The organism is Pseudomonas boreofloridensis, assembly GCF_030580795.1.
Classification (GTDB): Bacteria; Pseudomonadota; Gammaproteobacteria; order Pseudomonadales; family Pseudomonadaceae; genus Aquipseudomonas; species Aquipseudomonas boreofloridensis.
The window spans coordinates 176179-200139 of record NZ_JAUQOQ010000003.1 but is presented as its reverse complement, the minus strand read 5'-3'; the positions used below and the strand labels follow the sequence as shown (position 1 = coordinate 200139).

Annotated in this window: 18 protein-coding genes; 16 read left to right on the top strand and 2 right to left on the bottom strand. The window is 57.5% G+C overall.

From position 1 onward, the window contains the following. Positions 1-36: 36 nt before the first annotated feature. The 6 genes from gyrA (at position 37) to rpsA (ending at position 9987) form a co-directional block, all read left to right on the top strand. On the top strand, positions 37-2799 hold the full coding sequence (gyrA, locus tag Q6A47_RS05115; protein ID WP_039579271.1) for a DNA gyrase subunit A: 2763 nt from the start codon (positions 37-39) through the stop codon (positions 2797-2799). A gap of 204 nt (positions 2800-3003) precedes the next feature. Further along, a complete protein-coding gene (gene serC, locus Q6A47_RS05110) occupies positions 3004-4089 on the top strand; it encodes a 3-phosphoserine/phosphohydroxythreonine transaminase (protein WP_039579268.1) in 1086 nt (361 codons plus the stop codon). After that, the gene (pheA, locus tag Q6A47_RS05105; RefSeq protein ID WP_029613713.1) at positions 4089-5183 is read left to right on the top strand and encodes a prephenate dehydratase; all 1095 of its coding nucleotides are present in this window, start codon (positions 4089-4091) and stop codon (positions 5181-5183) included. Before serC ends, pheA begins: the two co-directional genes overlap by 1 nt. 109 nt (positions 5184-5292) lie before the next feature. Continuing rightward, complete coding sequence (locus tag Q6A47_RS05100) at positions 5293-7500, top strand: bifunctional prephenate dehydrogenase/3-phosphoshikimate 1-carboxyvinyltransferase (protein WP_304483516.1); 2208 nt, start codon at positions 5293-5295, stop codon at positions 7498-7500. Further along, positions 7497-8183, top strand: coding sequence for a (d)CMP kinase (gene cmk, locus Q6A47_RS05095; protein WP_304483340.1), 687 nt, complete (start codon positions 7497-7499; stop codon positions 8181-8183). The genes Q6A47_RS05100 and cmk overlap by 4 nt, the downstream gene beginning before the upstream one ends. A gap of 124 nt (positions 8184-8307) precedes the next feature. Next, positions 8308-9987 (top strand): 30S ribosomal protein S1, encoded by a 1680-nt coding sequence (gene rpsA, locus Q6A47_RS05090; protein ID WP_029613715.1) that lies wholly within the window; start codon positions 8308-8310, stop codon positions 9985-9987. Positions 9988-10102: 115 nt separating this feature from the next. Here the strand turns inward: rpsA and Q6A47_RS05085 are convergent, their stop codons facing one another. Continuing rightward, the gene (locus Q6A47_RS05085; RefSeq protein WP_029613716.1) at positions 10103-10687 is read right to left on the bottom strand and encodes a hypothetical protein; all 585 of its coding nucleotides are present in this window, start codon (positions 10685-10687) and stop codon (positions 10103-10105) included. A gap of 280 nt (positions 10688-10967) precedes the next feature. Here Q6A47_RS05085 and ihfB point away from each other — a divergent pair, with 280 nt between their 5' ends. The 9 genes from ihfB (at position 10968) to Q6A47_RS05040 (ending at position 19834) form a co-directional block, all read left to right on the top strand. Then, a complete protein-coding gene (ihfB, locus tag Q6A47_RS05080; protein WP_029613717.1) occupies positions 10968-11264 on the top strand; it encodes an integration host factor subunit beta in 297 nt (98 codons plus the stop codon). Positions 11265-11283: 19 nt separating this feature from the next. Further along, entirely contained in the window at positions 11284-11583 is a 300-nt protein-coding gene (locus Q6A47_RS05075) for a LapA family protein (RefSeq protein WP_029613718.1), read from the top strand. Positions 11584-12005: 422 nt separating this feature from the next. Further along, positions 12006-13055 (top strand): LPS O-antigen chain length determinant protein WzzB, encoded by a 1050-nt coding sequence (locus Q6A47_RS05070; protein WP_039579265.1) that lies wholly within the window; start codon positions 12006-12008, stop codon positions 13053-13055. Positions 13056-13221: 166 nt separating this feature from the next. Further along, the gene (locus Q6A47_RS05065; protein WP_304483338.1) at positions 13222-14580 is read left to right on the top strand and encodes a Wzz/FepE/Etk N-terminal domain-containing protein; all 1359 of its coding nucleotides are present in this window, start codon (positions 13222-13224) and stop codon (positions 14578-14580) included. Between the two features lie 266 nt (positions 14581-14846). Beyond that, positions 14847-15410 carry an acyltransferase gene (locus Q6A47_RS05060; protein WP_029613720.1) on the top strand — a complete coding sequence of 188 codons (564 nt, stop codon included), beginning with the start codon at positions 14847-14849 and terminating at the stop codon, positions 15408-15410. Then, positions 15407-16543, top strand: coding sequence for a dTDP-4-amino-4,6-dideoxygalactose transaminase (rffA, locus tag Q6A47_RS05055; protein WP_029613721.1), 1137 nt, complete (start codon positions 15407-15409; stop codon positions 16541-16543). The genes Q6A47_RS05060 and rffA overlap by 4 nt, the downstream gene beginning before the upstream one ends. Before the next feature lie 19 nt (positions 16544-16562). After that, entirely contained in the window at positions 16563-17840 is a 1278-nt protein-coding gene (locus tag Q6A47_RS05050) for an O-antigen translocase (protein WP_080754810.1), read from the top strand. After that, positions 17834-18742 (top strand): glycosyltransferase, encoded by a 909-nt coding sequence (locus Q6A47_RS05045; protein ID WP_029613723.1) that lies wholly within the window; start codon positions 17834-17836, stop codon positions 18740-18742. Before Q6A47_RS05050 ends, Q6A47_RS05045 begins: the two co-directional genes overlap by 7 nt. Before the next feature lie 18 nt (positions 18743-18760). Continuing rightward, positions 18761-19834, top strand: a complete 1074-nt coding sequence (locus Q6A47_RS05040; protein WP_039579258.1) for an EpsG family protein — start codon at positions 18761-18763, stop codon at positions 19832-19834. Between the two features lie 94 nt (positions 19835-19928). On the opposite strand, the gene asnB is transcribed toward Q6A47_RS05040, so the two are convergent. Continuing rightward, positions 19929-21890: an asparagine synthase (glutamine-hydrolyzing) gene (asnB, locus tag Q6A47_RS05035; RefSeq protein WP_039579241.1), complete on the bottom strand. Its 1962-nt coding sequence runs from the start codon at positions 21888-21890 to the stop codon at positions 19929-19931. A gap of 778 nt (positions 21891-22668) precedes the next feature. Here asnB and tviB point away from each other — a divergent pair. Continuing rightward, a complete protein-coding gene (gene tviB, locus Q6A47_RS05030) occupies positions 22669-23946 on the top strand; it encodes a Vi polysaccharide biosynthesis UDP-N-acetylglucosamine C-6 dehydrogenase TviB (RefSeq protein WP_304483336.1) in 1278 nt (425 codons plus the stop codon). Positions 23947-23961 lie beyond the last annotated feature (15 nt).

The following is a 23961-nucleotide window of genomic DNA, read 5'->3' as shown; positions in this document are numbered from 1 at the left end:
CACGAAGTTTCACCAGAAAAAGGAATCAGGCTTCTCATGGGCGAACTGGCCAAAGAAATCCTCCCGGTCAATATCGAAGACGAACTGAGACAGTCCTACCTCGACTACGCGATGAGCGTGATTGTCGGGCGAGCGCTGCCCGATGCGCGTGATGGCTTGAAGCCCGTGCATCGCCGCGTCCTGTTCGCAATGAGCGAACTGGGCAACGACTGGAACAAGCCGTACAAGAAGTCCGCCCGTGTGGTCGGTGACGTCATCGGTAAGTACCACCCGCACGGCGACACCGCCGTGTACGACACCATCGTACGCATGGCGCAGCCGTTCTCGCTGCGCTACCTGCTGGTCGACGGTCAAGGCAACTTCGGCTCGGTGGACGGCGACAACGCCGCCGCCATGCGTTACACCGAAGTGCGCATGACCAAGTTGGCCCACGAGCTGCTGGCCGACCTGCACAAGGAAACCGTCGACTGGGTCCCCAACTACGACGGCACCGAGCAGATCCCGGCGGTCATGCCGACCAAGATCCCCAACCTGCTGGTCAACGGTTCCAGCGGCATCGCCGTGGGCATGGCGACCAACATCCCGCCTCACAACCTGGGTGAGGTGATCGATGGCTGCCTGGCGCTGATCGACAATCCCGAGGTCACGGTCGACGAACTCATGCAGTTCATCCCGGGCCCGGACTTCCCGACCGCTGGCCTGATCAACGGTCGCCAGGGCATCATCGAGGCCTATCGCACCGGTCGTGGCCGCATCTACATGCGCGCCCGCTCGCAGATCGAAGACATCGACAAGGTCGGTGGCCGCCAGCAGATCGTCATCACCGAGCTGCCGTACCAGCTGAACAAGGCGCGTCTGATCGAGAAGATTGCCGAGCTGGTCAAGGAGAAGAAGCTCGAAGGCATCACCGAGCTGCGTGACGAGTCCGACAAGGACGGCATGCGCGTCGTCATCGAACTGCGTCGCGGCGAGGTGCCGGAGGTGGTGCTCAACAACCTCTATCAGCAGACCCAGCTGCAGAGCGTATTCGGCATCAACATCGTCGCCCTGATCGACGGCCGTCCGCGCCTGCTCAATCTCAAGGACCTGCTCGAAGCCTTCGTGCGTCACCGCCGTGAAGTGGTGACCCGGCGCACCGTGTTCGAGTTGCGCAAGGCACGCGAGCGTGGGCACATCCTCGAAGGTCAGGCGGTCGCGCTGTCCAACATCGACCCGGTCATCGCGCTGATCAAGGCCTCGCCAACGCCGTCGGAGGCCAAGGAAGCGCTGATCAGTACGCCCTGGGAGTCCAGCGCCGTGCAGGTCATGGTCGAGCGTGCTGGCGCCGACTCCTGCCGTCCAGAGGACCTTCCGGAGCAATATGGTCTGCGTGATGGCAAATACTGGCTGTCGCCCGAGCAGGCCCAGGCCATCCTCGAGCTGCGCCTGCACCGCCTGACCGGCCTGGAGCACGAGAAGCTGCTGGCCGAGTACCAGGAGATCCTCGAGCAGATCGGCGAGTTGATCCGCATCCTCAATAGCGCCCAGCGCTTGATGGAAGTGATCCGCGAAGAGCTGGAGGCGATTCGCGCCGAGTATGGCGATGTGCGTCGCACCGAGATCCTCGATGCCCGCCACGACCTCAACTACGGCGACATGATCCCCGAAGAAGAGCGTGTGGTGACCATTTCCCACGGCGGCTATGCCAAGACCCAGCCGCTGTCTGCCTACCAGGCGCAGCGCCGTGGTGGCAAGGGCAAGTCAGCGACCGGCGTGAAGGACGAGGACTACATCGAGCATCTGCTGGTTGCCAACAGTCACGCCACCCTCCTGCTGTTCTCCAGCAAGGGCAAGGTGTATTGGCTCAAGACCTACGATATTCCTGAAGCGTCCCGCGCGGCGCGCGGCCGTCCGATGGTCAACCTGCTGCCCCTGGAAGAGGGCGAGCGTATCACCGCCATGCTGCAGATCGACCTCGAAGCATTGCAGCAAAGCGATGAGCTCGACGAAGAGCTCGATGAGGCCGATGACGCCGTGCTCGAGGGCGAGGTGGTCGAGCCCGAAGAAGTCGACGAGGAAGAGGGTGACACGCCAGAGCTGGTCGCCGAGCCGACCGGCGCCTACATCTTCATGGCGACCGCCCTGGGGACCGTGAAGAAGACCCCGCTGGTGCAGTTCGCTCGTCCTCGCTCCAACGGTCTGATCGCCGTCAAGCTCAAGGAAGGCGACACCCTGATCGCCGCCGCGATCACCGATGGTGCCAAGGAAGTGATGATGTTCTCCAGTGCCGGCAAGGTGATCCGCTTCGCCGAAGGCGTGGTTCGCCAGATGGGCCGTACCGCTCGCGGTGTGCGCGGTATGCGTCTGGGCAAGGGCCAGGAGGTGATCTCCATGCTGATCCCCGAGTCCGGCGCGCAGATCCTCACCGCTTCCGAGCGCGGCTATGGCAAGCGCACGCCGCTGTCTAAGTTCCCGCGTCGCGGTCGCGGTGGTCAGGGCGTCATCGCCATGGGGACCAAGGGGCGCAACGGTCTGCTGATCGGGGCCATCCAGGTCCATGAGGGCGAGGAAATCATGCTGATTTCCGACCAGGGTACCTTGGTTCGTACGCGCGTCGGCGAGGTCTCCAGCCTGAGTCGCAACACGCAGGGTGTGACGCTGATCAAGCTGGCCAGCGACGAGACGCTGGTAGGTCTGGAGCGTATCCAGGAGCCTTCCGAAGACGAGCTCGACGACAGCGTCGAGTTGGGCGAGGAGGGCGTCGAGCTCGAAGGTGCAGATGACGATGCTGCGGGTGCTGAAGAGGCTCCGCAGGAGTAAGTAGACGCAAGACCCGAACGGGGCGACCAAGGTCGCCCCGTTCGACTGATTGCCCTTGGCAATGCCCGGTATTCAGGGGTCGCTTCTTGTGGGAGCGGCCTTGCGCCGCGCTAAGACCGCAAGGCGGCCTCGGCGTCGCCCATGCGAGCAACAGCGCGGCCCGCCAGTAACGATTTTGTTCTATTTGTCAGAGCGAGAGTGGATGTGAGCAAACGAGCCTTCAACTTCTGCGCAGGCCCTGCCGCGCTTCCCGACGCTGTCCTGCAGCGCGCCCAGGCCGAGATGCTGGATTGGCATGGCAAAGGCTTGTCGGTGATGGAGATGAGCCATCGCAGCGACGAATACGTCGCGATCGCCGAAAAGGCCGAGCAGGATCTGCGCGAACTGTTGTCCATCCCCTCGAACTACAAAGTGCTGTTCCTGCAGGGCGGTGCCAGCCAGCAGTTCGCCGAGATCCCGTTGAACCTGCTGCCGGAGAACGGCACCGCCGACTACATCGAGACCGGTATCTGGTCGAAGAAAGCCATCGAGGAAGGTCGCCGCTTTGGCACCATCAACGTGGCCGCCAGCGCCAAGCCTTACGATTACCTGGCCATTCCCGGGCAAAACGAGTGGCAATTGACCGCTAATGCTGCCTACGTCCACTACGCATCCAATGAAACCATCGGCGGACTGCAGTTCGACTGGGTGCCGCAGACGGGCGACGTACCGCTGGTGGTGGACATGTCTTCCGATATTCTCTCCCGGCCTATCGATGTGTCCCAGTTCGGACTTATCTATGCGGGCGCACAGAAGAACATCGGCCCGAGTGGTCTGGTGGTGGTGATCGTGCGAGAGGACCTGCTGGGTCGCGCCCGCAGCAGTTGCCCGACCATGCTCGACTACAAGATTTCAGCCGATAACGGTTCGATGTACAACACGCCGGCTACTTATTCCTGGTACCTGTCGGGCCTGGTCTTCGAGTGGCTCAAGGAGCAGGGCGGTGTCGAAGCCATGGAGCAGCGCAATCGGGCCAAGAAAGACCGTTTGTATGGCTTCATCGATGCCAGCGAGTTCTACACCAACCCCATCAGCCACAATGCCCGCTCGTGGATGAACGTGCCATTCCGCCTGGCTGACGAGCGTCTGGACAAAGCCTTCCTGGCCGGCGCCGATGCACGCGGTCTGCTCAACCTCAAAGGGCACCGTTCGGTTGGCGGCATGCGCGCTTCCATCTACAACGCCTTGGGTCTGGAGGCTGTCGAGGCCCTGGTGCAGTACATGGCTGAATTCGAGAAGGAGCACGCCTGATGGTCGAGCAGGAACTCAAGGCGCTGCGCGTACGCATCGACAGCCTCGACGAGAAAATCCTCGAGCTGATCAGCGAGCGCGCCCGCTGCGCCCAGGAAGTGGCCAAGGTCAAGACCGCCTCGCTCGCCGAAGGCGAGAAGCCGGTGTTTTACCGTCCCGAGCGTGAGGCTGCGGTGCTCAAGCGCGTGATGGAGCGCAACAGAGGACCACTGGGCAACGAGGAGATGGCGCGACTGTTCCGCGAAATCATGTCCTCCTGCCTGGCCTTGGAAGAGCCGCTGAAAGTGGCTTACCTCGGCCCTGAAGGTACTTTTACGCAAGCGGCGGCCATGAAGCATTTCGGCCACGCGGTCGTGAGTCGCCCCATGGCGGCCATCGACGAGGTGTTTCGAGAGGTGGCGGCCGGTGCCGTCAACTTCGGCGTGGTGCCCGTGGAAAACTCGACGGAGGGTGCGGTCAGCCATACCCTGGACAGTTTCCTCGAGCATGACATGGTGATCTGCGGTGAGGTGGAGCTGCGTATCCACCATCACCTGCTGGTGGGGGAGAACACCAAGACCGGCAGCATCACGCGCATCTACTCCCATGCGCAGTCGCTCGCTCAATGCCGCAAATGGTTGGACGCCCACTACCCGAACGTCGAGCGCGTGGCGGTCTCCAGCAATGCTGAGGCGGCCAAGCGTGTGAAGGGCGAATGGAATTCGGCGGCGATCGCCGGTGACATGGCAGCCAATCTCTACGGGCTGACCCGACTGGCTGAGAAAATCGAAGACCGTCCGGACAACTCCACGCGTTTTCTGATGATCGGCAGCCAGGAAGTGCCGCCGACCGGGGACGACAAGACCTCGATCATCGTCTCCATGAGCAACAAACCCGGTGCGCTGCACGAGTTGTTGGTGCCGTTCCACGATAACGGGATCGACCTGACCCGCATTGAGACGCGGCCTTCGCGCAGTGGCAAGTGGACCTACGTGTTCTTCATCGACTTCGTCGGCCACCATCGTGACCCATTGATCAAGGCCGTGCTGGAGCAGATCAGCCAGGAGGCTGTAGCCCTCAAGGTGCTTGGGTCTTATCCGAAGGCGGTGCTTTGACTCGAGGCTGTAGGGGTGTTGAGCGGCCCGCAACCCCCTCACAGTTCGTCCCGATTTCCAAACAAGGTTCGCACCCGTGGTAAATGCAGCAGAAAGCAAATCCGCGCCCATCGTCGATCGTCTGGTCGTCGTCGGTCTCGGCCTGATCGGTGGTTCGTTCGCCAAGGGCTTGCGTGAAAGCGGCCTGTGCCGCGAAGTGGTCGGCGTCGATCTGGATGCCGAATCGTGCAGGCAGGCGGTGGCGCTCGGCGTGGTCGATCGATGCGAAGACGATCTGGCCACCGCGTGCGTCGGTGCCGATGTGATCCAGCTTGCTGTCCCGATTCTCGCCATGGAGAAGCTTCTAGCACGCCTGGCTGTGCTGGAGCTTGGGGGGGCTGTAATTACCGATGTCGGCAGCGCCAAGGGCAATGTGGTGCGCGCTGCGCGGGCTGTGCTCGGCGAGCGTCTTCCTCGGTTCGTACCGGGCCACCCGATCGCGGGTTCCGAGCAGAGCGGTGTGGAGGCATCCAACGCGATGCTGTTCCGTCGGCACAAGGTCATCCTCACGCCCCTTGGCGAAACCGATGGCGCCGCCTTGGCATTGGTCGATCGGTTGTGGCGTGCGCTGGACGCTGACGTGGAACACATGCCGGTCGAGCGCCACGACGAAGTGCTGGCCGCCACCAGTCACTTGCCGCACCTGCTGGCTTTCGGTCTGGTGGACTCGCTGGCCAAACGCAATGAAAACCTCGATATCTTCCGGTACGCTGCCGGGGGCTTCCGCGATTTCACGAGAATCGCCGGCAGCGACCCGATCATGTGGCACGACATCTTCCTCGCCAACCGCGAGGCTGTCCTGCGCACGCTGGATACATTTCGCAGCGACCTCGACGCCTTGCGCGACGCGGTCGATGCAGGAGACGGGCACCAACTGCTGGGTGTGTTCACCCGTGCTCGAGTCGCCCGTGAGCATTTCAGTAAAATCCTGGCCCGCCGGGCCTATGTGGACGCTATGAACGCCAACGACCTGATTTTCCTGGCCCAACCTGGTGGCCGCCTGTCCGGACGGATTCGCGTACCGGGCGACAAATCCATCTCCCATCGCTCGATCATGCTGGGCTCCCTGGCCGAGGGTACCACTGAGGTCGAGGGTTTCCTCGAGGGCGAGGACGCTCTGGCAACCCTCCAGGCCTTCCGTGACATGGGGGTGGTCATCGAAGGTCCGCACCACGGCCGCGTGACCATTCACGGTGTCGGCCTGCAGGGGCTCAAGCCGCCGCCCGGTCCGATCTACCTGGGCAACTCGGGCACCTCGATGCGCCTGCTCTCCGGGCTGTTGGCTGGACAGTCATTCGACGTGACCATGACCGGCGATGCCTCGCTGTCCAAGCGCCCCATGAACCGCGTCGCCAAGCCGCTGCGGGAAATGGGGGCTGTGGTCGAGACGGGGCCTGAGGGACGTCCACCGCTGACCATTCGCGGCGGCCAGAAACTGAAGGCGCTGAACTACACGTTGCCGATGGCCAGCGCCCAAGTGAAGTCGTGCCTGTTGCTGGCTGGCCTGTACGCCGAAGGCACCACCACCGTCACCGAGCCCGCGCCAACCCGTGATCATACCGAGCGGATGCTGCGGGGCTTCGGTTATTCGGTGCACAGCGATGGTCCGGTAGCTTCGCTGCAAGCAGGCGGCACGCTGAAAGCCACTCGCATCGAAGTGCCCGGCGATATTTCGTCATCGGCCTTCTTCCTGGTGGCGGCATCCATTGCCGAAGGTTCTGAGTTGGTGCTGGAGCATGTCGGCATCAACCCGACCCGAACCGGCGTGATCGATATCCTGCGCCTGATGGGCGGCGACATCACTCTGGAAAACCAGCGTGAAGTTGGTGGCGAGCCGGTCGCTGACCTGCGCGTGCGCGGCGCGAAGCTCAAGGGCATCGACATTCCAGAGGCGTTGGTGCCGCTGGCCATCGATGAGTTCCCGGTGCTGTTCGTCGCCGCGGCCTGTGCCGAAGGGCGTACCGTGCTGCGCGGCGCCGAAGAACTGCGGGTCAAGGAATCCGACCGTATCCAGGTCATGGCCGATGGCTTGCAGGCGCTGGGCGTCAAGTGCGAGCCCACGCCGGATGGCATCATCATCGATGGCGGACCGATCGGTGGCGGCGAAGTCCATGGTCACGGTGATCACCGTATCGCCATGGCCTTCAGCGTCGCTTCACTGCGGGCCAGCGCGCCAATCCGCATTCATGACTGCGCCAACGTCGCCACATCGTTCCCGAACTTCCTGGCGCTGTGTGCCGAAGTGGGTATCCGCGTGGCACAAGAGGCGCAGTCGTGAATTCGCTGGCGCGGGTCATCACCATTGATGGACCCAGCGGCTCCGGCAAGGGTACCGTGGCTGGACTGCTGGCGCGTGAGCTGAGCTGGCGACTGCTCGATTCCGGGGCGCTGTATCGGTTGCTGGCATTCAACGCGACCAACCATGGCGTCGACCTGACCAACGAAGAACTGCTCAAGGCCTTGGCGGCCCACCTGGACGTGCAATTCATCGCGGCGGAACCCGGCAAGCTGCAGCAAATCATTCTCGAAGGCGAGGATGTCAGCCATGTCATCCGTACCGAGACGGTCGGGGCGGGTGCCTCCATGGTTGCCTCACTGCCGGCCGTTCGCGAAGCGCTGCTGCAGCGCCAACGTGCCTTCCGCGAAGCGCCGGGGTTGATTGCCGACGGTCGCGACATGGGCACCGTGGTATTTCCAGACGCACCGCTGAAAGTCTTCCTTACGGCCAGTGCCGAGGAACGAGCGCGTCGCCGTTACCTGCAGTTGAAGGGCAAGGGTGAAGATGTTAGTCTGTCAAGTCTGCTAGATGAGATTCGTGCGCGCGATGAGCGCGACACCCAACGCGCAGTGGCCCCGCTTAAGCCGGCGGCCGATGCCATCCAGTTGGACTCCACCGAATTGTCCATCGAGCAGGTGCTGCAACGGATCAGAAGCGAGATCGCCCTGCGCGATCTGCTCTGATCATCAGGAAAGCAGGCAGGGGCACCAGTCATCGTCCTGCCTGCTTTCCTTTACTTAAACGAAACCCACATTGTCTGGAATGTGGCGATGGGCGTCTGTTTCGCCCGAATCTACAGGAATTAAAATGAGCGAAAGCTTTGCAGAACTCTTTGAAGAAAGCCTGAAAACCCTCAATCTTCAGCCGGGTGCCATCATCACCGGTATCGTTGTCGACATCGACGGCGACTGGGTTACCGTACATGCCGGTCTGAAATCCGAGGGCGTCATCCCGCTCGAGCAGTTCTACAACGAAGCTGGCGAGCTGACCATCAAGGTCGGTGACGAAGTGCACGTTGCGCTGGACGCGGTCGAAGACGGCTTTGGCGAAACCAAGCTGTCCCGTGAAAAAGCCAAGCGCGCTGAGTGCTGGATTGTTCTGGAAGCAGCTTTCGCCGCCGAAGAAGTGGTCAAGGGCGTTATCAACGGTAAGGTTAAAGGCGGCTTCACTGTCGACGTTAACGGCATCCGTGCGTTCCTGCCGGGCTCCCTGGTTGATGTCCGCCCAGTGCGCGACACCACCCACCTGGAAGGCAAAGAGCTGGAATTCAAGGTCATCAAGCTGGACCAGAAGCGCAACAACGTTGTCGTTTCGCGTCGCAGCGTGCTGGAAGCCGAGAACTCCGCCGAGCGCGAAGCCCTGCTGGAAACCCTGCAGGAAGGCCAGCAAGTCAAAGGTATCGTCAAGAACCTCACCGACTACGGCGCATTCGTGGACCTGGGTGGCATCGACGGCCTGCTGCACATCACCGACATGGCGTGGAAGCGCATCAAGCACCCATCGGAAATCGTCAACGTTGGCGACGAAGTCGACGTGCGCGTTCTGAAGTTCGACCGTGAGCGTAACCGCGTTTCGCTGGGTCTGAAGCAAATGGGCGAAGATCCGTGGGTCGCTATCACTGCCCGTTACCCAGAAGGTACTCGCGTGCAAGCGCGCGTCACCAACCTGACCGACTACGGCTGCTTCGCTGAGCTGGAAGAGGGCGTTGAAGGTCTGGTACACGTTTCCGAAATGGACTGGACCAACAAGAACATCCACCCGTCGAAAGTCGTTCAGGTTGGCGACGAAGTGGAAGTCATGGTTCTGGACATCGACGAAGAGCGTCGTCGTATATCCCTGGGTATCAAGCAGTGCAAATCCAACCCATGGGAAGACTTCTCCGGCCAGTTCAACAAGGGTGACAAGATCACCGGTACCATCAAGTCGATCACCGACTTCGGTATCTTCATTGGTCTGGACGGCGGCATCGACGGTCTGGTTCACCTGTCCGACATCTCCTGGAACGAAACCGGCGAAGAAGCCGTACGTCGTTTCAAGAAGGGCGACGAACTGGAAACCGTCATCTTGTCGGTTGACCCAGAGCGCGAGCGCATCTCCCTGGGTATCAAGCAGCTGGAAGACGATCCGTTCTCCAACTTCGTTGCTGTCAACGACAAGGGTGCAATCGTCAAGGGCGTCGTGAAGGAAGTTGACGCCAAAGGCGCCATCGTCACCCTGGCCGATGACATCGAAGCTACTCTGAAGGCTTCCGAAATCAGCCGTGACCGCGTTGAAGATGCGCGTAACGTGCTGAAGGAAGGCGAAGAGATCGAAGCCAAGATCATCAGCGTTGACCGCAAGTCCCGCGTCATCAGCCTGTCCATCAAATCGAAGGACGATGCTGAAGAGCGCGAAGCTATCCAGAGCCTGAAAAACACCGCTCCGGAAGCTGCTGCCGATACCACCATGGCTGCGCTGCTGCGCGAAGCAATGGCCAAGCAGAACTGAGTTCTGTTTGATCGGTAAGAAAAAGGGCGACCCTCGGGTCGCCCTTTTTTTGTCAATTTTTTGTGCGAAATATGCTGTGCGGATCTCACTACCCTGATCGAGAGTGTGGGGTGATCTACGTACCAGATTCCTCGTCAACTGACGGGCTGGTTTCAAGGGTCTTGAGGTCGGATGCTGTAGGTGTGAACACCACTGTATAACGGCTCAGATCGCTCTCGTTGCGCTGGAAGTGAACTGCAATTCGCTTGCCCTGCCAGGTGATGGTTTTCATCTCATAAGATGCGCCGGTGCTAAGTTGCACTCGGCGGCTCAGGCTCGAGCCAGATTTTCCCAGGGTATCGGCCAGAAAGTCGGAAACCAGCTCTAAACTACTGGCGTTACCGGTCAGCGTGAGCTGGCCAATCGAGCCATCCTTCAGGTCGGCGAAAAGTTGGTATCCAGAGCTGATTGGAATGTAGGGCAGTCCGCGAATTTCGTAGCGTTCTGGCTCGGGTGTCTGATTCCAGCACAGATTGGGTTGGCGAGCAGTGGTGTCCATGCATTCCGGCAACTGAGACTTGAAATCACCAAAAAAAGGAACGCCTAGGAATTCCGATGGCTCGTTCTGCCACGAGTGGCCTTGTGCGGCCGCTACCTGAGCGCTCGCGCCTGCGGTGAGAAATAGGGTCGCAAAGGTGAGGTAAGGGAAGGGTATCCGCATAAAACAATCCTGATGAGTTCGACGCACAAGCAAGAAATGTTGTAGCAATCCACTTTTGCGACAATGCAAAGCGGATGCGTCCTACTCGCGATTATGTCAAATCCTACAAATCTTTGTGCGGCCTCTATCGGTTTTTTGCGTCGACTGCGCGCGGACGCATTTTTTGCGAAAGGGATTTGTTTTTTTCGTCAAGTCAAGACCCTATGCTGTTCAAATCTTTCGGAGCGTGCTACAAACTGGTTAGGCAACGATCTAGCTGCTTGATAACGAAGGGAAAAACATGACGAAGTCCGAGCTGATCGAACGTATAGTCACCCATCAGGGGCTGCTCTCGTCCAAGGACGTGGAGTTGGCCATCAAGACCATGCTCGAGCAGATGTCACAATGTCTGGCAACGGGCGATCGCATCGAGATTCGTGGCTTCGGGAGTTTTTCTCTCCACTATCGTGCGCCACGCGTGGGACGAAATCCCAAGACTGGGCAGTCGGTGGAGCTCGAAGGTAAGTTCGTGCCGCACTTCAAGCCAGGCAAAGAGCTGCGTGATCGGGTCAATGAAGAAGATTCGATGCATTCTTAGTCGATGAGGAAGCTTTTCAATGCGTAGTCTCAAGCGTGCCTTGTTGGTATCTCTGGTCGTTGTATTGGTCGCATTGGTGCTGTTCTTCGTGCTGGAGAATCAGCAGATGGTCTCATTGGTGCTATTTGGCTGGGCAGCGCCCTCCATGCCTGTTGCCGTGCCTGTGATTGGTGCGCTTGTTGTGGGTATGGCTATAGGGCCTTTTCTGACGATCTTCTCAACTCGCCTCCGTAAGCGGGAAGCAAGGCACTCCGCTCGACAGGTCCCACTCAAGGTTGATCGGAAAAATCCTACTGGCGTGCCCGAAGCTTCTTCGTAGTTTGGCGGTATCTTGATCGTTTAAGCTCAACGCTCCAAGCGCTGTGCTAAGGCTCATGTTCTCTTGGGCGGGTCGACAGACAATCCTCTCTAGGAGCCCTGGCGCAATCCCTGCCCCTGTTGTCTTAGTCGATTCCCATTTTCCCTTGCCGGGCGTGTGCGCCCAATGTCAAACCCATGCCTTGCTGGCGATGTAGGTGTAGGCTGGCGAGTGCTGTCAAAATTTCTGTGATGTTCTGCAAGAAAATCAGGAACTTCCTAGGCTTGGTTCACTCTATTGCCGATTGCTGCGAAGTGAGTTCGAGTGTGTAGCAAAGCGAAAAACAGCCGCTACGCTTGATTGTAGGGCGTTCAGGCTGGACGGGTGTCCAAGCATGACTCCTGTGCTGATTAAATCAGATGAACGAAGGAAAAAAAGAATAGATGCGCAATGAAAGCGAGCTTCCTGGTGGTGATGAGATTGATCTGGTTGAGCTTGCGCAGGGCGTGTGGCGGCAAAAACTCTGGGTCGCAATTGTCGCGGTCCCTATCATTGTCTTAGCACTGGCTTACGTGCTGCTTGCCTCTCCAGTCTATGAAGCGAAGCTGTATATTCGTGCCCCAACACAGGACGAAATTGCCCAGCTCAACTTTGGGCGTGGGGAGAGCACAGGGCTTCGACCCTTGAGTGCGAAGGATGTGTATAGCATTTATCTGAGCGCCCTGCAGTCTGAGGCTGTGCGCGACAAGTTCTTCCGTAAGACGTATTTGCCGACCCTGACCCAGCGCGAGCGTGAAGGATCTCGGGATGCATTGTATGCCGAGTTCAACACCAAGCTTGTAATCGCGCAAGCGGGCAGCGATATGCCGGATCGCTACGTGATCACTGCCGGTGTCGAAGATCCGCGGTTGGCTGCTATATGGGTGTCGACCTACGCCGAGATGGCCGCAGAAAGGGCAAAAAACGAGTTGCTCAGCGGAACGCGCAGCGATATTTCGATCATGGCCGATAACCTCGAGCAGCAAATTCGTGCTTCGCGTGCCAGTGCGAGTAATCAGCGCTCCGACCAAATCGCCCAGCTCAAGGAGGCATTGCGTATCGCGCATTCGATAGGTCTGGAAAAACCGCCGTTGATATCCAATACGCTATCTAACGAGGTCTCGGCTGGGATGGGCGGCGCTCTTGTATACATGCGCGGTAGCAAGGCCCTAGAGGCAGAGATTGCCAATCTGGAGTCGCGGGCTTCCAACGACCCCTATATTCCTGGTTTGCGCGAGCGGCAAGAAAAACTCAGTTTTCTACGCAAGCTGAAGATAGACCCTTCCCTGGTTGCCATGTACCAGCAGGATGGTGCGGTATCGCCGCCGGATAAACCTGTGAAGCCGCGCAAGGCCATTATCATGTTGATCGCGACTCTGCTGGGTGTTGGCCTCGGTGCTTGCGTGGCGGTAGGCCGTGATCTGTGGGTGAGGCGCAAATTTCGGGCTGGCTGAAATGTGCTAGTCGATGCTATCTCGAAGTCATTGTTGCGGCGTGCGTAAGGTGTAACAATGCGCGTCCCTCGCCGACGGCACGGATAGCTGGAGAAAGCCGCACGAAGCGCTTACCGGCCTGGCCTGCCTCGGGGTGATGACACTAATACCTTGCAGGCAGAACACAGTGAATATCGATTCCCGCGGTGCGTATGCGTCGGCTTCCAGCGAAATAGACCTTGCTGCTATTTTTCGTACCCTTTGGCGCAGGCGTTTGCTTATTATCGCTGTCGCTGGTGCTTGCGCGTTAGTCGGCTTGGCGTTGGCTTTTATCGTTCCCCCTGTGTACGAGGTCTCGACGACATTACGACCTGTAGAGCTCAATCAGCTGGACGCCTTGAATCGCTCGAAAATCTACACGCTGCCGCCAAGCGAGGCGTTGAAAAGAGTAGGAGCGCGACTGGACTCGTACGATGCTCGCTTGGCTTTTTTCCGTTCGAGACCTGACCTGATTGCGGCCTATCGTGATGAGGGGCAAAGCACTGAGCAAGCCTTCCAGGAATTCAACAATTCAGCGCTGACTCTGGCGGTCGCAGATGCCAAGAAAGCGGATCTTCTTAGCGAGTTCATCGCGTTGAAGATGCGTTATGAGAAGACCGTCGACGGTGCCGCTGTCCTGAACGACTTTGTAGACTACGCCGTAGAGCGCGAACGCCTACAGTTGTCTAGAGATATGCAGATTATCCTGGCCAACCGCTTGGTTGAAGTCAATGCGAAGCTTGACTCCGCATTATCTGAGTATCGTGCAGGTAACGAGGGGCGAATTGCGCGTCTTGAAGAAGACGACGCCGTGAAGCGTGCGCAGCTCAATGACGAGCTAAAGGCTCTGCGTGTTCAGTTGAAATTGCAGCGTGAAGCGCGTTTGGCTGAGTTGGATGAGGCCATCGCTATTGCCACCAGCCTGGGTCTGAAAAAGCCTTCGACGCCGTCGAGGATGGCAGAAGAGACGGCAGGGAATGGCAATATCATCAATACCGAGGTGAACGGTCGACCGGCACCCTTGTACTTCATGGGTACCGATGTGCTTTTAGCTGAGCGTGCTGCGCTGCGTAAGCGAACCTCAGACGACTTCGTCGAACCAAGAATTGGTCAGATACGCAAAGAGCTCATTCTGCTTTCTAACAACCGCAGTGTGGAAGCGATCAAGAGTCGTGGAAATGACCAGGCATTTCTTGAGGGAATCGAGGCGTTGAGAGTTGAGCGCGCACGCCTGCAGGCCATTGATACAAAGCTGCAGGGTTTGAGTCTTGTCAGTGTTGACCAGCGTGCGGTCGCGTCCAACAAACCGATCAAGCCACGTAAAGGTATTTGGGTTGGCGTTGGTCTGATCATTGGTTTGCTGATCGGTGTGGTTGCCGTATTGATGCGAGCTGCAATGAGTAACCCGCCTCGGCAAGCGCAGACGCTGCACGTGACGGCTACACCCTCTCCCGTATTGCCGGATGAACTCGGGCGTCGAAATGGTGTTCTTGTAACGGACGCATGACATCGCTAGTGCGAAGCTGGGTTGCATTGGGCTTGCCACTCTCTACGACGGAGCGCCTGCAGCCAGCTTTACCACACGGGCGTCGACGTTATACTGCCTGCTCCATCCGATAGCGCTCCTTTCAGAGGGTAGGTAGCTAGAGTCTTGGGGCAGATGCGTGCTGGCTACGTCATCCAGGCAGGCCATGGCAGATGCCTGCGATAAGAAAAATTGCTGTTTTCGGTAGCAGATCGAGTATCAGGTCAAGTACACAGGGATATCATTGAATGGCTTACCTCACCGAGGAACAGCTTCGAGCGATGGGTTTCAAGAAGCTGGGCAGGAATGTAAGGATCAGCGATAAAGCGGCTATTTACAACCCAGAGCAGATGGAGCTGGGCGATGATCTCAGGATTGATGATTTTTGCGTCATCTCCGGAAAAATCCGTTTTGGCCGTTTTATCCATGTCACGCCTATGTGCTTGGTGGCGGGAGGCGTTCCGGGCATTGTGCTGGACGACTTTTGCACCTTGGCGTATGGCGTGAAGGTGTTTTCGCAGTCTGATGATTACAGCGGTCAAACGCTGGTCAATTCGAATATCCCCAAGCAGTTCAAGAACGAGAAGTTCGCGGCCGTTCATCTTCACCGGCAAGTCATCGTCGGCGCGGGCGCGGTGATCATGCCGGGTGTCGATATCGCTGAGGGGTGCGCTATCGGAGCAATGGCCCTTGTTACTCGATCCACCGAGGCGTGGGGTATTTACGCCGGTGCGCCAGCGGTACGTTTGAAAGAGCGTAGCCGTGATTTGCTCAATCTGGAAAAACAGTTCATCGAAGAGTTTGAAAAATGATTCCATTCAACAAACCGCCCTACACGGGTAACGAAGATGTCCATGTGCTAGCCGCCATGCGCAGTGACAAGATTTCCGGCGACGGTGCCTATGGGCACCGCTGCCAAAAATGGTTCGAAGAACGCTTTTCCTGCAACAAGACCTTGCTGACACCTTCATGTACGCAAGCCTTGGAAATGGCTGCCATCCTGTTGGATATCCAGCCTGGCGATGAAGTTATCATGCCGAGCTATACCTTCGTCAGTACGGCGAACGCTTTCGTGCTGCGCGGAGCGACAATCGTATTCGTCGATGTGCGGCCCGATACGATGAATATTGACGAAGCCTTGATCGAATCGGCAATCACTGAACGCACACGCGCAATCGTTCCTGTTCACTACGCTGGCGTGGCGTGTGAAATGGACACCATCATGGCAATCGCTGGGCGTCATGGGCTACTCGTCGTCGAAGATGCCGCCCAAGGCATGATGTCGACATACAAAGGTAGGCCGCTCGGCACGATTGGCCATATGGGTGCTTTCAGCTTCCACGAAACCAAGAACTATACAAGTGGCGGTGAAGGTGGATTGCTGTTGATCAACGATCCGCAGTTCGTCAGTCGCGCCGAAATTATTCGAGAGAAGGGGACCAACCGGTCTCAATTTTTCCGCGGCATGGTAGATAAATATACCTGGATCGATGTGGGCAGCAGTTATCTGCCCAGTGAATTGCAGGCCGCTTATCTCTACGGTCAGCTAGAGAAGGCAGATGAAATAAACCAAGCACGTCTTTCCATCTGGAACCGCTACTATTTGGCGCTGACGCCTTATGCTGAGCGGGGCCTGATTGAGTTGCCGCAGTTGCCGGGTGACTGTGTGGCCAATGGGCATATGTTCTATCTCAAAGCCTCCGGGCTTGAGCAACGTACGCAGATACTTGAAATGCTGCGCGCCCGAGGCGTCGGAGCAGTATTCCATTATATCCCGCTTCATTCGGCGCCGGCGGGCCGCAGCTTGGGCCGTTTGCATGGGGAAGATGTGCATACCACCCGAGAAAGTGAGCGCCTGTTCCGTCTGCCCTTGTGGTTGGCCATGACGACAGAAGAAGTGGATGAAGTGATCCAGGCGGTCATTGACGCGATCGATGCCCAGTGAGTCAAGTGGTGATCTCAAGATGAGAAGAGTCGCGCGCAGCGGGTTGTTGTTGAGTGCGGCTCTGACTACCCTTGCTCAATTGTCCAAGATCGGCGTCGGTTTCCTGCTGCTCAAGCTGGTAGCGGTTTACCTCGGTGTTGAGGGCATGGGCCAGTTGGGCAATTTCATGAGTGCCGTATTGTTCTTGTCGCTTTTGGCGGGTGGAGGAATCCAGAACGGGGTCATCAAGTACGTGGCTGAATACAAAGCTCGTCCGCGAGAGTTGCTGCGTTTCTTGGCTGATGCACGATACTATTCATTGGTGTTTTGCAGCGTAATCGTGCTGATCGCAATTGTTTTTCAAGCGCCCTTGGCTCGATTCCTAATGGGTGATGAGAAATTTCAATGGCTGATCGTAGTCATGGGGTTGGCCCAATTTGGATTTGCCTTCAGCAATCTTGTGAATGGCACAGCTAATGGTTTGCACAAAACCAAGGTGTATGCCTCCATTCAGATTATCGGTAACTCGATCACGTTGCCGATCGCTTGGTGGCTGACCCGCCAATATGGGCTAGCGGGTGCAGCGCTGGCCATGTTGACGTTTTACCTTTCTTACACGTTGCCAGCCCTGTACTTTTACGCTCGCTCAAGACTTCGCCCTACCATTCGATGGCGCACATTCGAATGGCCACGCATGCGCAAGTTGTGCAGCTTCACGTTGATGGCGATTGTAGGCGCCCTGAGCGTGCCGGTCGTAGAGATCGTCGTTCGACAGTCCTTGACTGACAGTGTTGGCCTTGAGGCTGCCGGGTTATGGCAAGCCTCCATCAAGCTGTCCAGTGCGTACATGGGCTTCTTTGTCGTGTTCCTGGCGGCTTACTTCATGCCGATCGTCTCTGCTGAGCAAGATCGACAGCGGGTAGCGAACACCGTACGTAAGTTCATGCTTTTGGTGATGGGCCTGTTTTTCGTGGGTGCGTCGGTGCTTTACTTGATGCGGGGGTTTTTCATTCCGCTTTTGCTCTCACAAGAATTTTCTGGGCTCACGAGCTATATACAGTACCAGTTGATTGGTGACTTTTTACGTATTTCGACCTATGTGATCGGTTTCGTCGTGGTAGCGAAAGCAGCCACGCGCCTGTATGTGATGGTGGAGATAGGCCAAGGTCTGCTGTTCTGCTCCTTAAGTGTGCTCGCGCTGCATCAAGGTTGGGGGCTGCAAGGCGTGTTCATTGCCCATGTCGTGATGAATGTCATTTACTTTTTGAGCTCTGTCACGGGCTTTTATATTTATTCAAGAAGGACCGCTCGATGCTGACAGCAACTGTCGTTGTTTCTTGTTACAGGCAGGAAGAGTACATCGAAGAATGTCTCGATAGCATCCTCAATCAAGAGATTAACTTTCCTTGCGAAATCATCGTTTCCGATGATTGCTCGCCAGATAATACTCAGGCCGTTATTCGTCGCTATGCGGATGCCCACCCTGGACGACTCACACTGCTTTTGCGCGAAAAAAATGTCGGCGCAGCACTCAACTATCATGGCGTTCATGCCATGGCCAAAGGTGATGTCGTTTTCCATTTCGATGGTGACGATGTCATGATGCCTGGAAAGTTGCAGGAACAATACGACCTGTTTGTCGAGCATTCAGACGTCAACATCGTGTTCCACAAAGCCATCTACTTCTCCGATGATCGGAGCTACCAGTCGATGACGGTGTACCCAGGAGAACAAGCGCCTTATCACACATTCTTTACATTGTCTGAACTGGCTCGCTGGGGCGCGACCTGTGTGCACAGCTCCTACGCCTACCGCCGATCCTCTCGTCAGGCGAGCATCGACCGGGAGTTCATGGAGTGGTTCTTTGCCATGGACTCGTTGATTCGCGGGGGGCGCGGCGTTTACATCAACAAGCCGTTGGTCATGTACCGCTGCAATCCTGGTAATGGTTCCTACTTGTCGACGGTGGCGGGTAGAAAAAAAGCGTATTCGATTTATTTTGGCGACATCGCCCATTATTTCGAAAAACATAATGAGCTGCGAACTGATCTTTATGCCAACTTCCTGGTTACCCTGTTGGCCATGGCGCGATCGACCAAGTCAGTGTTCCGGACATCACTGATGTTCGCTATCAGGCATGTCGGGTACTTTAGGCTGTCAAAGTTTCTGGAAACGGTACGTGTTCGTAAGACGGTAGGGCCCAGGGATAGAGTGCGGTAAGTCACAAAGGTATCGGTTATGCTTTATCTGACGTTGTATGACGACGTTTTCTTTGTGGTGCTTACGCTGTTATTGACCTTCGCGGCGGTGAAGTTTCGCCTGAGAAATATACCTAATTATCATTTGGTCGCCTTTTTCGAAGCGTTTCTCATCTTGCTGGTTACGCTGCTGGCCTCGTGGTTCATTAGTACTCGGCCTGCCGAAATCGAGGGTGATACGTCTGTCTACTTGGATTTCTACGAGACGGTTGTCAATGGAACGGGGCATCCGTTCGCAATCTTCGAGCCCGGCTTCGCAGTCATCACGCTCTTCCTGTCCGAAATGGGATTGGATCTGCGCGTTTTATTCTTTGTGGTGCCGCTGCTGCTGAGTTTGAGTTATCACCGTCTCGCTGTACGAGTGTTCGGCATTCGCTCATCAATGACAGTCATGGTGTTCGCCTGCATCCTGATCTACCCGTTTTTTCTTTCTCTGACGGCCAACGTCATTCGTCAGGGGCTGGCAATGGCACTCGTGCTGCTGGCTATCTCCAGGCTGTTAGGTGGGCAGAAATGGCGGCCTCGCCTGCTGGCGTTGGTGTCCTTGGTGTTTCACAAATCAACGGTCATCCTTCTGCCGTGGGTGTTTTTCAGGCGGACAACTGCCAAATTACCTGTCTCACTGTTGCTGCTGGTTTGGATCTTGGTGTCGGCATGCTCGGTGTTCGGGATTTTCAAATCCTTGGCAACATTGCTATTTGACCAGCTGGCCGCGATGGGCGTATCAATCAATTATGGTGATACCTCAGCCATTGATTACCAAACAGGCTTCAGGCTGAGTTTCTGGCTGTTCTCATCCTGTTCGATCTTCTTCCTTTTGTGCATGAAGGCTGTGGGTTTTACCGATCGGCGCATGATGATGTTGTTCAAGATGTCGGCTTACTTTGGCATCGTTCACATTCTGACGTTCGACGTTGCCTACAATGATCGATTCGGCCTGTACGTCTGGATGCTGTATCCGATACAGGCATTCTACTTGGCTCGCTGCGTCTTGGTGCGCCTTAGTCGGGCTACCACTTACGACAGAGCGCCAGTCCGCCTGCCTTATGAGTAGTAGTTCAATCTGACTTGCGGGCAATCTCGTTTACACGAGATTGCCCTTGTCTTGGCTGTGTTCGAACTGTCTGCGCAAGGACAGCGATCGAGCGTCAACCCGCCGGATGGTTTTCCTCAAGCCACGCCTGGAACATCAGGATGTTCCAAAGATGGTAGGCCCAGTTTTTCGCCCCGCTCAGATGTTCTTGCCATTTTTGCTGAATGGGTCCGGGGTGGAAGTACCCTTCCTTGCGCAATCGTTGTTCGTCGAGCAATGCCTGCGCCCAATCGCGAAGTGGCCCGCGTAGCCATTCGTCGATTGGAATGCCGAAGCCCATCTTGGGGCGATCGATCAGTTCTTGCGGAACGTGGCGATACAAGACTTGGCGAAGTATCCACTTGCCGACCCCGTCCCGTTGCTTCAAGGCATGGGGCAGTTGCCAGGCAAATTCCACTACGCGGTGGTCCAGCATGGGGACACGAGACTCGAGCGATGTGGCCATCGATGCCCGATCGACTTTGGCCAAGATGTCGTCAGGAAGATAGGTGAGCAAGTCCAGGGCCATCATTCTCTCCACGGGCTCGAGACTGCTCAGGTCCGGCATTGCGCCAGTCAAAATCGTAGCGGGTTCCGCGCCGCCTATGACGATGTACGCAGGATCCGACCACTGAGAGACCAGGCCGTAATAAAGAGCTTCCACGGAAGTGGAGTTGAGTACGCCAGCACCTTTGTGCAGGTGATCGCCGATGCGTGGGCTCGAGCCGGGTAGCCAGCCGGCCAAGCGGCTCCAGGTAGCCGGGGAGAGCGCGGTGATCGAGCGTGAAAGCGCGGTTCTCACAGGTTGTGGCAGTTTGGAAATCTTGCCCCAGGTATTCGCTGTGACGTTGTAGCGCCGATACCCGCTGAACAACTCATCCCCTGCGTCGCCCGACAACGAAACGGTTACATGCTGGCGCGCCAGTTGCGAGACGAGATAGGTGGGGATCTGCGACGAATCGGAGAAGGGCTCGTCGTACATGGTCGGCAGTTGAGGAATAACTGCCATGGCTTGTTCCGGTGTTACGTAGAGTTCGGTGTGTTGCGTTCCCAGGTGTTTCGCGACAGCCTTGGCGTGCTCTGCCTCGTTGTAGCCCTTCTCGTGGAAGCCGATGGTAAAGGTACTGATCGGCCGGGACGACTGGGACTGCATCAAGGCAACGATCGTCGATGAGTCGATGCCGCCTGAAAGGAAAGCGCCCAGCGGAACGTCAGCCATCATCTGCAAAGAGACTGCGGACTTGAGCAGTGTCTCCAACTGCTCGACCGCCTCTTCTGGTGCGAGGCTGCGCTGCCGTTGCGAAGTGCCCTCGGCCATGACGCTGGCAGCGGACCAGTACTCGGTGATGACAGGCTCAGGATGCTCGGGCGAAATCCTCAGCAGGCAGCCAGGCTGCAGTTTGTAGATGTTTTCATAAATGGAGTGAGGGGCGGGAATGTAGTTGTGGCGCACGTACAGCGCCAATGCGGGTCTGCTGATGGCGGCCGCAAAGGCCGAGTGAGCTCGCAGTGCCTTGAGCTCCGAGCCAAACAGGAACACGGTGTTGCCTTGACCTTGCTGGCAGCCGTAGTACAGCGGCTTTTCGCCGAGCCGATCTCGCGCCAGGATCAGTTGGCGATCGTGCGTGTCCCACAGCGCGATGGCAAACATGCCGATGGCCGCTTTCAGTGTCGCCTCGATGCCCCAGGTCTCGAAGCCGGCCAGCAGCGTCTCGGTGTCGGAGTGGCCGCGCCAGGAGGCCGTTCTGCCCTCGCTTTCCAGGCGCTGGCGCAGCTCCAGGTGATTGTAGATCTCGCCATTGAACGCCATGACGAAGCGCCCTGATTCCGAGGGCATCGGTTGATGCCCGGCCGGCGAGAGGTCGACGATGGCCAAACGTCGATGGGCGAGACCCAGGCCGACGACCGGATCGACCCACAGCCCCTCATCGTCCGGGCCGCGATGAACGATGGTGTCCGCCATCCGTTTGCTTTCCAGAAGCAGCGCTGCTTCGGACGACTGTCCTGTCAGATTGAAATGTCCTGCAAGTCCACACATAAGAGTAATCGCGTCAAGGTCAAGTATTGGGTAGATGAGAGCGCTGTATCGAGGCCCTGCTTGGAGAATCAGTCACAGCGCGGCTGGGTCGTGGGCTGGAGGATTCGATGCTTAAGCGGGCACCGAAGTGCCCAGTCGGAATTCTTGGACATCGAACAACGTGCGCTCCCTTCCCTGATCGGTAAATCCTGTGTCCAGCACGTGCATGACTCAGCGAACAAGGCTCTGGGCCGGCGGGTCGGTAGTCTGGTTGCACAGAATCACAATGATGTCGATGTCAAGTCGTGCGGCTGGGCGAAATCAGGCAAGGTTAGCAGGTTCATCATCGGCGCTGAAAGCGCGGATCGTATTGGCGACGGCGATCTTTAACCCAGTCGTATCGGGTTGATGAGATATCGTGTGGTCCATAGAACGTCCTGCGCTGGCGTCTGTCATATGGCCACCTGCCATGGATGATCCACCTCATTCATGTATTGACCCCAGTTACAACTGAAGGGCCAATGCGCGATTGTTGGTGTGGCCGGGGGTATTCACGTCTAGGGAAGGCAGCAGGTATGGGGTAGAATGCACGCCCAGTGATACCTGACGACGTGGGATATCGCGCTCGCGCAACACACGCGAAGGCGCAGTCATGTCACCGGCGCGGTTGCGATCACAGGCGTATATCAGAATCACTCAGGGAGGCGGCGGCTGATGGGTCGCCAACCCGAATGGAAGCAGGGGAGTGACGGAGCCTGTTCCATACAGTTTTTTTCCGTGACATTACTTGGGATAAGGCATGTTTTCTCTAGAGAATATTAAGCTGGCTGTTATCGGCCTTGGCTACGTCGGTCTGCCACTGGCGGTCGAGTTTGGTAAAAAGCGCTCGGTGGTTGGCTTCGATATTAGTCGGCCGCGTATCGAAGCGCTTGCCAAAGGTACCGATTCCACGCTTGAAGTCAGCGATGAGGAGCTTGCCGAAGCTTCAGGGCTGCGTTTCACCACTCAAGTCGATGAATTGAAAAGCTGTAACGTCTTTATCGTTACCGTGCCCACGCCGATCGACGCGTACAACCAGCCTGACCTGACCCCGCTGATCAAGGCCTCCGAAACCATCGGTTCGATTCTGAAGGCCGGCGATATCGTCATCTACGAATCCACTGTCTACCCTGGTGCGACCGAAGAGGATTGCGTGCCGGTGTTGGAGCGGGTATCGGGCCTGGTCTTCAACAAAGACTTCTTCGCCGGTTACAGCCCTGAGCGGATCAACCCAGGCGATAAAGAACACCGTGTAGCGACCATCAAGAAAGTCACTTCCGGCTCCAATGAAGAAGTGGCTGAACTGGTCGACTCGCTGTACCGAGAAATCATTATCGCCGGCACCCACAAGGCGAGCAGCATCAAGGTCGCCGAGGCTGCCAAGGTTATCGAGAATACCCAGCGGGATCTGAATATCGCCCTGATCAACGAATTGGCGCTGATCTTCAACAAGCTGGGGATCGATACCGAAGCGGTGCTCCAGGCTGCGGGTACCAAGTGGAACTTCCTGCCGTTCCGTCCGGGTCTTGTCGGTGGGCACTGCATCGGTGTCGACCCTTACTACCTGACGCACAAGGCACAAAGCATCGGCTATCACCCCGAGATCATTCTCGCCGGTCGCCGCCTGAACGATGGCATGGCCGCCTATGTCGCTTCGCAACTGGTGAAGGCGATGGTCAAGCGTCGCATCCATGTGGACGGTGCTCGCGTTCTGATCATGGGCCTGACCTTCAAGGAAAACTGCCCGGATCTGCGCAACACCAAGATCGTCGATATCGTCACCGAGCTGCAGGAATACAACATCCAGGTCGACGTCTTCGATCCATGGGTCAGCGCTGAAGAGGCGCAGCACGAATACGGCATCACGCCGGTCGCTGCACCGGACGCTGCTGCGTACGACGGCATCGTGCTGGCCGTGGCTCACCAGCAGTTCAAGGCAATGGGCGAAAGCCAGCTCCGCGCCTTGGGCAAGGACGCGCACGTGCTGTACGACCTCAAGTACCTGCTGCCAGCCACCTCCTCGGACCTGCGCCTGTAAACAGGGGGAGGTCAT